This window comes from Actinoplanes sp. NPDC089786 (genome assembly GCF_040684855.1).
Lineage (GTDB): Bacteria > Actinomycetota > Actinomycetes > Mycobacteriales > Micromonosporaceae > Actinoplanes.
On the sequence record NZ_JBFBGU010000001.1, the window covers coordinates 204,862 to 218,425 of the forward strand.

The following is a 13,564-nucleotide window of genomic DNA, read 5'->3' on the forward strand; positions in this document are numbered from 1 at the left end:
TGGGAAACGAGACGACGTTCGGGCGTCTCGCCGACCAGGCCGGCACCGTCGTAGCCAGAGGGGCCGAGCATCAACGGTCGATTCCGACTTGGACGGACGCCTCCCTAAGGGCACAAGCGTCAAATCAATTCGTCCTATTTGTCCAATCGGTACTTGCTCGTACGACAAGAGATCGGCGCCCGCAAGGAAGATCCACCATGGACGCGGAGACCCGAAACAGTCCAAGCGCGAGCCGTGCAGCACCCCTTCTGTCGGCGAAAGGGGCTGTCCCGCTATCAGCTGCCTGGCGCATGACGGCCCATGCCGAGACAGCTTGCGGTCAGAGCGCAGATGCACCCGCGACCGCAGCTCGTGACGGCGGCGACGCGCCACCCGCCCAACAAACATGAGCGGGAGCGCATCGCCACGCAACAGCGGCCGCGCCAAAACCAACCCGACGCCTGTTTCACGTGAAACCGAATCACATGACGGCCGGGGCATGCCCATGATCATGCCAAGTCAGGGCCAGGAGTATCCGCTGCCGCAGCGCCTCGGCGGCCGCGCCGGGCATGGGACTCGTCCAGCGTGCCGAACATCGACCGCATCGCGAGATCCTGTTCCATCACGCCGGCCAGCCGGCGGACACCCTCGCGGAGGCGGCCCGGCGACGAGAACGAGAAGTTCAAGCGCATGTTCTGCCTGCCCGTGCCGTCCGCGTAGAAGCCGGTGCCAGGAACGTAGGCCACCCGCGCGGCGATGGCCCGGGGCATCATCGCCTTCGAGTCCAGGCCCTCGGGCAGGGTTGCCCAGACGAACAGGCCGCCGGCCGGGTTCGTCCAGGAGGTGCCCGCCGGCATCAGGTCGGACAGCGCCATCAGCAGGGCGTCGCGGCGCTCGCGGTACACCTCGCGGTAGACCTTGATCTGCTGCCGCCACGGCATGGTCGCCAGGTATTGCGTCACGGCGCCCTGGGCGAACGCGCTGGGACACAGGATCGACGCCTCGGAGATCATCACCAGCTTCTCGCGTACCGCATGGGGTGCCAACAACCATCCCACCCGCAGCCCAGGCGCGAAGGTCTTGGAGAACGTGCTCAGGTAGATGACCCCGTCGCGCCGGCGCGCGCGTAGTGGGAGCGGCGCGTCCTCCTCGAACGAGAGCATCCCGTAGGGATCGTCCTCGACCACGAGCAGGTTGTGTTCCGCGCAGATGTTCAGGATCTCCTCGCGGCGGGCCTCGGAGAGGGTCACGCCGGCCGGGTTCTGGTACGTCGGGATCGTGTAGAGGAACTTCGCGCGGCCGCCCGAGGCAGCGAGTGCCTCGACCAGTGCGGCGGGGATCAGGCCGTCTGCGTCCATTGCCACGTGCCGCACCTGTGCCTGGGCGGCCTGGAACGCGCCGAGTGCGCCGACGTAGGTCGGCCCCTCGGCGAGCACCACGTCGCCCGGGTCGAGGAACAGCCGCGAGATCAGGTCGAGCGCCTGCTGTCCGCCGACCGTCACCACCACGTCGTCCGGCGACGCGTCGTTGATGCCGGACAGGGCCATCACCTCGCAGATGTGTTCGCGAAGCTCGACCGTGCCCTGGCCGATGCCGTACTGGAGCGCTGTCGTCCCGTGCTCGGTCGCGAGCCGGCCGAGCATCTCGCCCACCGCGTCGAGCGGGAGCGCGGCGATGTACGGCGACCCGCCGGCCAGCGACACCACCTCGGGCCGGCTGGCCACGGCGAACAACGCGCGGATCTCGGAAGTGGACATCCCCCGGACCCGCCGCGCATAGCGGTCGGTGTAATCGTCCTGTGTGGTGCCGGACATGCGTGTCACCCCTCAGCAAAGAAACGGAGCAGGAATCGAGCCACAAAGGCCCCATGCTAACCACGGATATCACTCGCAAGCCTGGTCATTCTCGGGCCGATCAAGGAGTGAGAAGCGTAGGATCCCGTTCCGGGGGCGCGGAGGGCGTCCGCATGTCCGCCGATGATGAGGGGTCTCGCCCATGTCGCGACGCCTGGTCAGCCTGACTCTCGACACGCTCGAGGATCTGCCACGACCATGCAGACAGTGCGTCTACTGGGAGCTCGACCCGGTGTCGGCCGAGCGGGCGTGCGCGTCCGGCGACCCGGGGCTCGAGAAGGAAGCCTGGGTCTCCCAGACGCTGCTCGAGTGGGGCTCCTGCGGCAAGCTGGCCTACGTCGACGGCATGCCGGCCGGATTCGTGATGTACGCGCCGCCGGCCTACGTGCCGCGAGCGATGGCGTTCCCGACCAGCCCGGTCAGCGCCGACGCCGTCCTGCTGATGACCTCACACGTGGTGGCCGCGTTCGCCGGCGGCGGGCTCGGCCGGATGCTCGTCCAGGGCGTCGCGCGCGACCTCACCAAGCGCGGGGTCAAGGCGATCGAAGCGTTCGGCGACGCCAAGTTCGGCGAGGCGGGCGAGGGCGAAGAGGGCTGCGTCGCGCCGGTCGATTTCTTCCTCTCGGTGGGATTCAAGACGGTACGCCCGCATCCGCGCTATCCGCGTCTACGCCTCGAGCTGCGCACCGCTCTGTCCTGGAAGTCGGACGTCGAGTACGCGTTGGAGAAGCTGCTCGGCTCGATGAGCCCGGAGACGCTGCTGCGCCCCGTGCGCCCGGCCACCGCCACGCGCAGCGGCCAGAGCTGACACGCGCAGCGGTAGAGCTGAACGGGCCGCGACGCCGAAATGTGAAATCGCGCCCGCCACCCGCCCCCCACCCGATCACAGGGTGGGGTGTCACCGTAGCCGCCGGATTTTACGAAGTTGTTAGCTGTCCACAGGGCTACGAGCGGCGGGACGCGATTGCCATCCGCAGCTGGCGGACGTCGATCGAGCCGGTCGGCACGTCGTTCTCGACCGGGTAGTACATCCGCTGCACCGCCGCCAGGATCGCCTCGACGACCTGCTCGCGGAACAGCGGGTTCACCAGCCGGTCGCGGTCCTTCGGCGACGTCAGATAACCCAGATCCACGCGTACGGCGGGCATCCGCGTCAGCCGCAGCAACTCCCACGTCTTCGCGTGCACCCGGCAGCTCTCCAGGCCGGTCCGGACCACGATCTCCCGTTGCACCAGGTTGGCGAGCCGCTCCCCCACGGTCGACGTGAGCCCGTTGCCCGTACCGAAGTGGTAGGTGGCAACGCCTTCCGCGTCGGCGTTGGTGTTCTCGTCCAGGTGCAGCGAGATCAGCAGGTCGGCGCCCAGCCCGTTGGCCAGTTCGGCGCGCTGTGCCCCGCTCATCGGCTGGGCCGGCTTCGGACCACGGGTCAGGTGGACCCGCATCCCGGCCGCGGCCAGCCGGCCTTCGAGGCGCGACGCCACGTCGTACACCAGGTCGGCCTCGGTCCAGCGCAGCGGACCGTCGGGCACCACCACGCCGGAATCGTCCCCGCCGCCGTGACCGGGGTCGATAACGATTGTCTTGCCGACCAGGTTGGGGCCGGACTGCCGGAACGCCTCGGCCTCGCGCAGCCACTGCGGGCGGCCGCCGACCACCTTGCGGCCGAGCCGGCGCAGCGCCTTCATGGTCTGCGGGCCGCACGAGCCGTCGCCGGTGAGACCGACCTCACGCTGGAACTGGGCCACCGCCCGGGCCGTCCGCGCGCCGTAGATGCCGTCCGCCCGGCCGGTGTCGAAGCCCATCTCCAGCAGCCGCTCCTGCAACGCGCTGACGTCTTCACCGACGAGAGCGTTAGGTACGGAGTGGAAGAGCGTCCGCGATCCGAGCTTCCACCGGGCGCCGTCGAGGGCGGCCCAGGTCTCTACCCCGACGAGGCCGTCCGCCCCGATGCCCCGGCTCTGCTGAAAGGCCCGGACCGCGGTCTCGGTTTCGGCGTCGAAGTCATCCAGAGCCGAGGAAGCCGCCGAAGCGGGAGCCGACGAAGCCCCGGAAGCAGGAGCCCCGGAAGCGGGAGCCGCGGAAGCAGGAGCCGACGAAGACCCGGAATCAGGAGCCGAGGAGGACGCGGAAGCAGAAGAAGCGGCGCCCGGCAGGAAATCGAGCTGAACCAGGATCGAACGGATCTCCGCGACCGCCGGTCCGGTGTCTCCACGTCGGATCGCACGCACGAGGGCGACTCCTCTAGCTCGAAGGGGGCAACCGTCCGGAGCGTACTACCCAATCGCAGCCGCCCCGATCACCCCACAGGGCACCAAAACAACACCCCGCGCTCGATCAGAGCGCGGGGTGCGTAGAACAACAATCAGAGAGCCGACTCGATCAGGTTGATCAGCGCGCCCTTGGGCTTGGCGCCGGCCACGGAGTTGACCGCTTCGCCGCCCTTGAACATGGTCAGCGTGGGCACCGACATCACCCGGTAGGCGCGAGCCGTCTCGGGGTTCTCATCGATGTTGACCTTGACGATCTCAACCTTGTCGCCCATCTCCGTGGCGATCTCCGCCAGCAGTGGCTCGACCTTGCGGCACGGCGCGCACCACTCGGCCCAGAAGTCGACAAGCACCGGCTTGTCGGACTGAAGTACGTCACTGGCGAACGTAGCGTCGGTGACCGCCTTGGTTGCTCCCACGGGATGGACCTCCTGATTTACAGCTCGACGAATGAAGCGATGAAGCGCTCGGCGTCCAGCGCGGCGGCACAGCCCGTGCCGGACGCGGTGATGGCCTGCCGGTACGTGTGGTCGACCAGGTCACCCGCGGCGAACACGCCGGGGATGTTGGTTCGGGTGCTCGGGGCGTCGACCTTGACGTACCCCTCGTCATCCAGCTCGATCTGGCCCTTGAACAGCTCGCTGCGCGGGTCGTGGCCGATCGCGACGAACACGCCGGTCACGTCGAGGACCTTGGTCTCGTCGGTCGACGTGTTGCGGACCCGGGCGCCGACGACCTTGCCGTCGTCACCGAGGATCTCTTCGACGACCGAGTTCCACTCGACCTTGATCTTCGGGTTGTTCAGCGCGCGGGCGGCCATCACCTTGCTGGCCCGGAACGAGTCGCGGCGGTGCACGATCGTCACGGTCTCGGCGAAGCGGGTGAGGAAGGTCGCCTCTTCCATCGCGGAGTCGCCGCCGCCCACCACGACGATGTGCTGGTTGCGGAAGAAGAAGCCGTCACAGGTCGCACACGACGACACGCCGTGGCCGAGCAGCTCCTGCTCGCCGGGGATGCCCAGCGGCCGCCACGCGGAACCGGTGGCCAGGATCACCGCCCGGGCGAAATATTCGGTCTCGCCCACATACACGGTCTTGAGGCCCTCGGCCCCCGGCTCGGTGACCTTCTCGCCGAGCTCGACCCGGGTCGCGTCGTCGGTGAGGAACTCCGCACCGAAGCGCTCGGCCTGCTTGCGCATGTTGTCCATGAGCTCGGGGCCCATGACACCGTCGGGGTGCCCGGGGAAGTTCTCCACCTCGGTGGTGGTCATCAGCGCGCCACCGGACTGGACGCCCTCGATGACCAGCGGCTTGAGGTTGGCACGAGCCGCGTACAACGCCGCGGTGTAGCCGGACGGCCCCGATCCGATGATGATCAGGTTCCGGATCTCGTCCACAGCCGACTCCTAAAGTCTGTCGCCGCCGGGGCACTCGCTCCGGCGATTCCGCACCCTAGAACGTCAGAGTAGAGACGCGCCATTCCCGTACGGAACACGCCCGTGTCGGGCGTCACGAACTGGGAAATCCAGGGTCTCTCAGCCTACCTGCACGGCCTTGCGCACCTGCGCGCCGCGACCGGACGCGCCGCAGTCGGGGCCGGTCGCCCACGACTGCGTGACCCCCTCGGCGGTGAACCGCACGATGAGGGCGGGAGCGGCGTTGAATCGGGCGTAGTCGATCGACTGCACGGTGATGCGGCCGGCGCCGTTCTGGTTGGCGATCGCCTCGAGACAGGCCCTCAGCGCGTCACTCGAGCCGAGCCGGCTCAGCCCGGGATCGGCCGGCAGCACGGGCATCGCCCCGCCGGTCCGGGCCTGTTCCTGCGCCGGGGGCGCCGACAGCGGACCGTCGTCGGCGGTCTTCGGGGCCGCGTTGTTGAACGGGACGGTGTTGCGCAGCGACCGCTCCGAGTAGTTGGTTCCGGTGGCGCTGACCTGGCCGGCGAACGGCCCGTCGACCAGCCCGGACGCGCCGCCGGCGGAGGCGATCTCGGGGGCGTTCTGCGGCATGTCGGCCGCACCGGCCGCACTCGACGTGGCGTTGTCCTGGGAGCTCTTGCTGTTGCTCAGGTAGGCGGCGCCGAAACCGGCGAAGGCGACGACCCCCGCGGCCGCGGCGATGGGTGCGGCCCAGCGAAGGCGGCGCCGGCGCGACGTGTTCTTGCGCTCAGACCGTTCGGTGGGTACGGAAACTTCGGTGGGCGCGGAAACTTCGGTGGGTACGGAAACCAGGTGGCGGTCGGCGCGAACCGGCTCGAGATGGGGCTCGGCGGGCGTGGCGAGATCGGCCGGAATCGTCGAGGGGTCGGCGATGGGCGATCGGAACGCGTCGTCCAGGCGTACCCAAAGATCGTCGGGCATTTGCTCGGGAGCGGAACCCATCGCACTCAGCTCGGCCGAGACCGAGTCCATTCCCGGGGACAGCAGGGCGTAAGCCGAACGCCACTCGGGGTCGTCGGCGACCAGGCGCGCGACACGCTCGTGATCGGGCCCGTCGAGGGCGTCACCGATGTAGTCGGCCAGCAGGTCGACATCGACCGTGCCGAACTCGTCCGCGGTCATCGGCTTTTCCTCCCCTCGGACCTCGCCTGCACCGACCCGGATGGGACGCTGCCGGTCGGCTGGTGGTTCCCGTGACCATCGTCTCCCTTGCGGAGATGGCCGAGCCGCAGAGCCATCCGTGCCCGGCCGCGCGCGCATCTGCTCTTGATCGTGCCCTCGGCCACCCCGAGGATCTCGGCGGCCTCGGCCACCGGGTAGCCCTGGACGTCGACCAGCACCAGCGCGGCCCGCTGCTCGGCCGGCAGCTCGGTCAGCGCCTGCCGGACCACCAGCGCGGTCTCGTGGTCGCGGACCGGTGCGGCCGGCTCGGGACCGGTCGCGGCGGCGCCGTCGTCGGTGTGCCGGCCGTCCGGCAGCGGCACGGTCGGGTGGGCCTGGCGCTTGCGGACGCGGTCGAGGCAGGCGTTCACCACGATGCGGTGCAGCCAGGTCGTGACCTGGGCGTCGCCCCGGAACCGGGCGGCCGCGCGGTGGGCCGACAGCAGCGCGTCCTGCACCGCGTCGGCGGCCTCTTCCCGGTCGCCGACCGTTCGCAGGGCCACCGCCCACAGCCGGTCGCGGTGGCGCCGGACCAGCTCGGCGAACGCCTCGGGGTCACCCTCGACATGGGCGTGCAACAGCTCGGCGTCGGTCACGCCCTCGGTTGCACCGCCGGTGGTCACGCTGAGAATCTAGTCGACACCGGCGAGTCGCCGGGACCCGGTCAGTAGCCCCACAGCTCGAGGTTGTTCATCGTCAGCTTGTACTTGCCGCTGCCGTCGTCGGCCTTCGGCAGGTCGGTGATGAACACCAGGATGTACTGGTATTTCTGGTCGGGGTCGAAGACCGGGAAGATCTCCTTGGTCCCGTCGGTCTTGCTGGTGTCGGCCTCGCCGAGCTTCTTGTAGCTCTCGACGATCTTCTTGTCGCCCTGCGAGCTGTCGCCCGGGTCGCTCGTGCCGACCCGGATGTCCATGGCCACACCGGCCGTGGTGGTCTCGACCCGGACATCGGCGATCGATCGCGGCGACGGGAGGTGGATCAGCACGCCCATGCCCGGCTTGTTGTTGCCGAAGTTGGACTGGTTGTAGCGCTGGGTCTCCCAGCCGGATTCCTTGTCGTCGTCGACCGTGAACTCGGACTCGCCCTTGTCGCTCCGGCTGCCCTTGGGCGGGTCGACGATGCGGACCATGTCGGCGGTCAGCGGGATCTTCGCCGGCGGCGGCGCTTCGGCCTGGCCGCCCGGGGTCTGCTCGCCGCCGTCCTGCCCGGCCGGCGCGGTGCCGGCCTGGTTGGTCTGCGTCGGGTCGGGCTTGCCCGAGTTGCTGATCGCCCGGATGCCGAAGATCAGGCCGACCAGCGCGATCACGACCAGCGCGCCGACCCCGAAGACGATCTTGCGGGTGCTGCGGACCGGTTCGGTCGCCGTGCTGTTCTGGGCGAACCGCAGCGGGCCGACATCTTCGTAGTCGTCGTCGGCCGCGTCGAGCCGGTCGAGTTCGGCCGCCAGGGCGTCGGCATCGGGCGCCGCGACCCGCTTGTCGAGCAGGTCCATGGTCAGGTCGTCGAGGTAGGCCGGCACGCCCGCGCGGATGGTCCGCGGCGAGGGCAGCACACCGCTCGCGTCACGGTCGGCGTCGGGCAGCGCGGACTGGCCGAGCTCGGCATGGGGCCACGTGCCGGTGAGCGCGTAGTAGAGAAGGCCACCGACCGCCCGCACGTCGCCCTCGGTGGAATCGGCCGAGTCGGCGCGCGCGTCGGCCAGCACGACCCGGCCGTCGTCGCCGATCAGGGTCGTTCCCGGGTGCACGTTGCCGTGCACCATGCCGGTGGCATGCACCGCGGCCAGGGCGTCGGCGATCGAATGAGCGATCGCGGTGGCCCGGGCCGGCTCGAGCGGGCCGTTGGCGGCGATCAGGTCACGCAATGCCTCGCCGTCGACCCACTCGCGCACCACATAGGCCCGCGCACTCTCGTCGATCGCGTCGTACACGCCGCAGAGGTTGGGATGAATCACCCGGCTCGCGGCGACCGCGGCCTGAAGCATCTCGGTGGCCGAGTCGCCACCCGGATAGCGCAGCACAACCGCAACTGGGCGGCGGAGGATCACATCAATACCGCGCCAGACCTGACGGCCGGCGCTGTCGTTGTTGACGTGTTCCTCTAGCTGGTAGCGCTCCGCCAGGATCTCACCGACGGTGGGTGCACCGAAGGTCATGACCGGACCGGACTCATCGGCCGTGGTCTCCTGGCCTTCGCCGACCTGGGTCACCCGTCCTCCCTCGGTGGTGCACACGTGTCCAGAGCGACCTTACCCGCCCGCCGCCACCGGCCCACAGGTCATCCCCCTGGCGCGGCAGCGCCAAACAAAGCCCTGGCTGGGGTGGTTCGTCCGAATGGCGGAGCCGAACTGTCTGATCAGAAAGTTATCCACAGCTTGTGCATAGTCGTCAACGTCCAAGTTTGCGGCGGACCGTCCCGACGACCTGGCTGATCTCGGACACCCGCAGCAGAGCGGCCACCCCGAGGTAGGCCACGAGGATCACCGCACCACCCGCCACCAGCTGCAGCAGCGCGTCGAGGCGGTCCGGTTGGCCACCACCGGGCAGCAGCCGCACCACCAGCCAACCCAGCACACCGGCCACCGCCGCGGCCACGAAGACCTTGAGCACTGCGGCGACCAGGGAGCCGAGGTTGAGCCGGCCGATCCGACGCCGCAGCACCGACAGCGAGATCACCGCGGAGAGAGCGTACGAGATGGCGTTGGCCGCCGTCATCCCGGCCGCGGCCATCGACTCGGACAGCACCCGGGCGAGCACCAGGTACCCGGTGACGCGCAGCGCGACCACCGGGATGTTGATCAGCGCGACCGTCTTGTTGCCCTGCAGCGAGTAGAACGCGTACGTGCACAGGTAGCTGATCGACAGCGGGATGACGACCAGCGAACCGGTGACCAAAACCGTGCCGGTGGCGTGCGCGGCATCGAGGCTGAAGTTGCCACCCTGGAAGAGCGTGACCGCGATCGGCACACCGAGCACCGCGTAGACCGCCGCGATCGGGGCCAGGGCCGTCGTGACCAGCCGGATGCCGCGGCGCAGATCTTCGCTGACGTCGGCGAACCGGCCCTCGGCCGCGGCCGCGCTCATCTTCGGCAGCAGGGCGGTCATCACCGACACCCCGATGATCCCGTGCGCCATCATGGTCAGCAGGTAGACGTAGTTGTAGGCCAGCGTGCTCGCGTTGTCGTTGCCGGAGACGCCGCTCAGCTGCCGGACCACGATGAAGACCCCGACCTGGTTGGCCACCACGTAGCAGAGCATCCAGCCGGCCAGCCGCCCGATCTCGCCGAGCCCGAGGCCGCGCGGGTCCCACCGCCAGCTCCACCGGAAACCGACCTTGTGCAGGGCCGGCAGCAACCCGAGCGCCTGGACGATCATGCCGAGCAGGGTGCCGCCGCCGATCACCGCGACCCGGGCCGGCGTCATGTCGGCGATCGTCAGGCCGTCGGGGCTGTTGAGGAACAGCAGGAAGACGCCGCAGGCCGCGATCACCACGACGCTGTTCAGGATCGGCGCCCACATCGGTGCGGTGAAGTGCCCGCGGACGTTGAGCACGGCGCCGATCAGCGCGGACAGAGCGGTGAAGAAGATGATCGGCAACATCAGGTACGCGAACATCGTGACCAGGTCGCGATACTCGGGCGTGGTGCTGCCGCCGGACTGGATCCAGGTGATGACCGGCGCGGCCAGGACCACCAGGACCGTCGCGATGCCCAGGCTGACCATGGCAAAGGTCAGGAGCTTCTGGGTGTACGCCTGACCGCCGTCCGGATCGGCCTTCCGGCGGCGCACCAGCAACGGGATCAGGACGCTGGTCAGGATGCCGCCGAGCAGCAGCTCGTAGATCTGGTTCGGCAGGAACTGGGCGCTGGTGTACGCGTCGCCGACCGCCGAACCCAGCGTCATGCCGACCAGGGCGTTGCGGACGAAGCCGATGACCCGGCTGACGAAGCTCCAGACGGCCATGATGGCGCTCTGCCGCGTGGTGCCGGGCACGGGCTGCTCGGGCGGGAGCGCCTCCTCGGCCGCCACCACACCGGGCGTGGGCCCCTCGGACGGGATGACGCCGCTGTCCTCGGGACGTGGCTGGTGGTCGTCGTCCGGCCCGCCATCCTCCGGATGGACGGTCTCGGGCGCCTCCGGCTCGTCGAGGTCGCTCGGGCTGACGTCGGTGGCCCCGGGCGCGCCGCCCTGGTGTTCGGCGTGCGAACTGCGGTACAGGCCGCCGGTCACGCTGTTCTCCCCTGCTCGTCTTTCGCAGCGAAGCCTAAAGCCGTGGCGTGTGAGCGCGCCCACCGCACCGCCCCCGATGCAACTTTCCAGCCGTCTTGTGCGTCTCGCGCGCGCGTGCGCGCGCGCACGAGCGCGAGGACCGCCACCGCCCCCGCCCTCTGGGTGGGCGGGAACGTAGCGCGGGCGGCGGGATGGGCCTGGGCGTCATCCACAGGACGGGAGTGTTCCGGCGTCATCCACAGGCCGGGGCGGTGCGCGAGGAGACGTGCTAGACGCAGCGGCGCAGCAGGGTGCCGGGTGCGGCGCCGGCCAGGGTCTCGACCATCCAGCAGGCCTCGGCCGGCACCAGGGGCTCGCTGAGGGCGTCCAGCACGGTCGGGTGGTCGCAGCCGGCCTCGGTCAGCACGTGCACCAGCTCGGACACGTGGGAGAGGTCGCCGCTCTCGGTGATTTGGCGGGCGGACGGGCGTACCCGCGCGAAAAGGGGGTTGTCGGCGAGCTCGGCCAGCCGCCGGTCGGCCAGCCGGAGCATGCGGTCGAGGTCGGCCCGGGGGAAACGGTGACCGGAGCGGACCTCGGCGTGGGGCTGGTCGGCGGTCAGGTACCGGGTGATCGTGGCGTCGTCGAGCACCCGGGGGGACGGCCACCAGGCGGCGTCGGTGAACAGGGGCAACGGTGGCTCGCGGCGCGGGTCGGGCGGTTCGTCGCCGGGCGGCGGGCGCAGCAGGGAGCGGTAGGCGGCCGTGCGGACCTGGGTGATCTCGTGCCCGTTGTCCTCGGGCAGCGCCGGCGCGAACGGTGAGAGCAGGGCCACCACCAGGCCGGGGTGCGGGAGGGTCGGATCTTCCAGGGCGATCACCCGGGCGCAGAGATCGAGTTCCCACCAGCGCAACGCGGCCGGCAGCGGCAGACCGGGCGCGGTCCAGCCGAGCTGGATCGGCTCCAGGCTGGCCGGGCTGCGCAGACCGAGGGCGCGCTCGCCGCCGCCGAGATCGGCCTCGAGGACCAGGGCGTAGCCGCCGACGACCGGGAAGGAGAGGTGCAGCGTCGGCCGGCTCTCGGTGAAGCGGTCACCGGTCAGGACGCTGGCCCAGAACGCGGGATCTTGGCTGAGGCGGCTCAGCGCCTCAGAAACGGGCACGACGCCCATCCTGCCCGCTTCCGCCGGTCGCCGCCACGACCGATACGCTGGTCGTCCCATGTCTGTACTGAACTCGGCGCAGCGCAACGCCGTTGCGGAGCTGCTGCGCGTCTCTCCGATCTCCGACGAGTTGGGTCGCCGCTTCGCCGACGCCGGCCACGAACTCCATCTCGTGGGCGGGTCGGTTCGCGACGCGTTGCTCGGGCGGCTCGGCGACGACCTCGACTACTGCACCGACGCGCGGCCGGAACAGACGCTCGCGGTGGTCAAGGGCTGGGCCGACGCGATCTGGGAGACGGGGCGCGAGTTCGGCACGATCGGCGTGCAGAAGGACGGCCTGCGGATCGAGATCACGACGTTCCGGGCCGAGGCGTACGACGGCGTCACCCGGAACCCGATCGTCACGTACGGCGATAATCTGCTCGACGACCTGCAGCGGCGCGACTTCACGATCAACGCCATGGCCGTCTCGGTGCCGGGGCACCAGTTCACTGATCCGTACGGTGGCCTGCAAGATCTCGCGGCCGGCCTGATTCGTACCCCGGCCGCTCCTTCCCTCTCCTTCGGTGATGATCCACTTCGGATGCTGCGGGCCGCCCGGTTCGCCTCGAAGCTCCGGTTCAAGGTTGACGAATCGGTCCTCTCGGTCATGCGGGACATGGCCGCCGACCTCGACCGGATCACCGCCGAGCGGATCCGGGACGAGTTCACCAAGCTGCTCAGTGGCGCCGACCCGGTCACCGGCCTGCGGCTGCTCGTCGACACCGGGCTGGCTGACCGCTTCCTGCCCGAGCTGTCCGGCCTCAAGCTCGAGATCGACGAGCACGCCCAGCACAAGGACGTGTACGAGCACACGCTGATCGTGGTCGAGAACGCGATCCGCCTCGAGGGCGACACCGGGCCCGACTTCACCCTGCGGATGGCCGCGCTGATGCACGACGTCGGCAAGCCGGCCACCAAGGACGTCGGCCGCGACGGGCGGGTCAGCTTCCACCACCACGAGGTGGTCGGCGCGCGGATGACCAAGCAGCGCATGAAGGCGATGCGCTATCCCAAGGACGTGACCTCCGACGTGGTCGAGCTGGTCGCTCTTCACCTGCGCTTCTACGGGTACGGCCGGGGCGAGTGGACCGATTCGGCGGTACGCCGCTACGTCACCGACGCCGGACCGCTGCTGTCCCGGCTGCACAAGCTGACCCGGTCCGACGTGACGACCCGGAACCGGCGCAAGGCGGCGCAGCTGGCCGCCGACTACGACGCGCTGGAAGAACGGATCAGCCGGCTGGCGGCCGAGGAAGACCTGGCCCGGGTACGCCCCGATCTCGACGGCAACGCGATCATGGAGCTGCTCGGCGTCCCGCCCGGCCCGATCGTCGGCAAGGCCTGGAAGCACCTCCGGGAACTGCGCCTGGACCGCGGCCCGCTCGACCGTGACGAGGCCGAGGCCGAACTGCTGAAGTGGGCCCGGGACCAGAACTTGTCGTAGGGCCCGA

11 protein-coding genes are annotated in these 13,564 nt (G+C 69.8%); 2 read left to right on the forward strand and 9 right to left on the reverse strand.

The annotated features are described in order from the left end of the window. Positions 1 to 488: 488 nt before the first annotated feature. Positions 489 to 1,793 carry a PLP-dependent aminotransferase family protein gene (locus tag AB0O15_RS00980; RefSeq protein WP_364312285.1) on the reverse strand — a complete coding sequence of 435 codons (1,305 nt, stop codon included), beginning with the start codon at positions 1,791 to 1,793 and terminating at the stop codon, positions 489 to 491. A gap of 181 nt (positions 1,794 to 1,974) precedes the next feature. Here AB0O15_RS00980 and AB0O15_RS00985 point away from each other — a divergent pair, with 181 nt between their 5' ends. Then, on the forward strand, positions 1,975 to 2,640 hold the full coding sequence (locus tag AB0O15_RS00985) for a GNAT family N-acetyltransferase (protein WP_364312288.1): 666 nt from the start codon (positions 1,975 to 1,977) through the stop codon (positions 2,638 to 2,640). A gap of 136 nt (positions 2,641 to 2,776) precedes the next feature. On the opposite strand, the gene AB0O15_RS00990 is transcribed toward AB0O15_RS00985, so the two are convergent. The 8 genes from AB0O15_RS00990 to AB0O15_RS01025 form a co-directional block, all read right to left on the reverse strand. Beyond that, complete coding sequence (locus tag AB0O15_RS00990) at positions 2,777 to 4,060, reverse strand: N-acetylmuramoyl-L-alanine amidase (RefSeq protein WP_364312291.1); 1,284 nt, start codon at positions 4,058 to 4,060, stop codon at positions 2,777 to 2,779. 134 nt (positions 4,061 to 4,194) lie between these two features. Next, the gene (trxA, locus tag AB0O15_RS00995; RefSeq protein ID WP_364312294.1) at positions 4,195 to 4,518 is read right to left on the reverse strand and encodes a thioredoxin; all 324 of its coding nucleotides are present in this window, start codon (positions 4,516 to 4,518) and stop codon (positions 4,195 to 4,197) included. 17 nt (positions 4,519 to 4,535) lie between these two features. After that, on the reverse strand, positions 4,536 to 5,495 hold the full coding sequence (gene trxB / locus AB0O15_RS01000) for a thioredoxin-disulfide reductase (RefSeq protein ID WP_364312297.1): 960 nt from the start codon (positions 5,493 to 5,495) through the stop codon (positions 4,536 to 4,538). 138 nt (positions 5,496 to 5,633) lie between these two features. Continuing rightward, complete coding sequence (locus AB0O15_RS01005; protein WP_364312299.1) at positions 5,634 to 6,659, reverse strand: hypothetical protein; 1,026 nt, start codon at positions 6,657 to 6,659, stop codon at positions 5,634 to 5,636. Beyond that, the gene (gene sigM / locus AB0O15_RS01010) at positions 6,656 to 7,321 is read right to left on the reverse strand and encodes an RNA polymerase sigma factor SigM (protein ID WP_364312302.1); all 666 of its coding nucleotides are present in this window, start codon (positions 7,319 to 7,321) and stop codon (positions 6,656 to 6,658) included. The genes AB0O15_RS01005 and sigM overlap by 4 nt, the downstream gene beginning before the upstream one ends. 41 nt (positions 7,322 to 7,362) lie before the next feature. Then, positions 7,363 to 8,910, reverse strand: coding sequence for a protein kinase family protein (locus tag AB0O15_RS01015; protein ID WP_364312305.1), 1,548 nt, complete (start codon positions 8,908 to 8,910; stop codon positions 7,363 to 7,365). A gap of 178 nt (positions 8,911 to 9,088) precedes the next feature. Continuing rightward, positions 9,089 to 10,930 carry a murein biosynthesis integral membrane protein MurJ gene (gene murJ, locus AB0O15_RS01020; protein ID WP_364312307.1) on the reverse strand — a complete coding sequence of 614 codons (1,842 nt, stop codon included), beginning with the start codon at positions 10,928 to 10,930 and terminating at the stop codon, positions 9,089 to 9,091. Between the two features lie 268 nt (positions 10,931 to 11,198). Further along, complete coding sequence (locus tag AB0O15_RS01025; protein WP_364312309.1) at positions 11,199 to 12,080, reverse strand: hypothetical protein; 882 nt, start codon at positions 12,078 to 12,080, stop codon at positions 11,199 to 11,201. A 49-nt stretch (positions 12,081 to 12,129) separates the two neighbouring features. On the opposite strand from AB0O15_RS01025, the gene AB0O15_RS01030 reads away from it, so the two are divergent. Continuing rightward, positions 12,130 to 13,557, forward strand: a complete 1,428-nt coding sequence (locus AB0O15_RS01030) for a CCA tRNA nucleotidyltransferase (RefSeq protein WP_364312311.1) — start codon at positions 12,130 to 12,132, stop codon at positions 13,555 to 13,557. Positions 13,558 to 13,564: the final 7 nt, after the last annotated feature.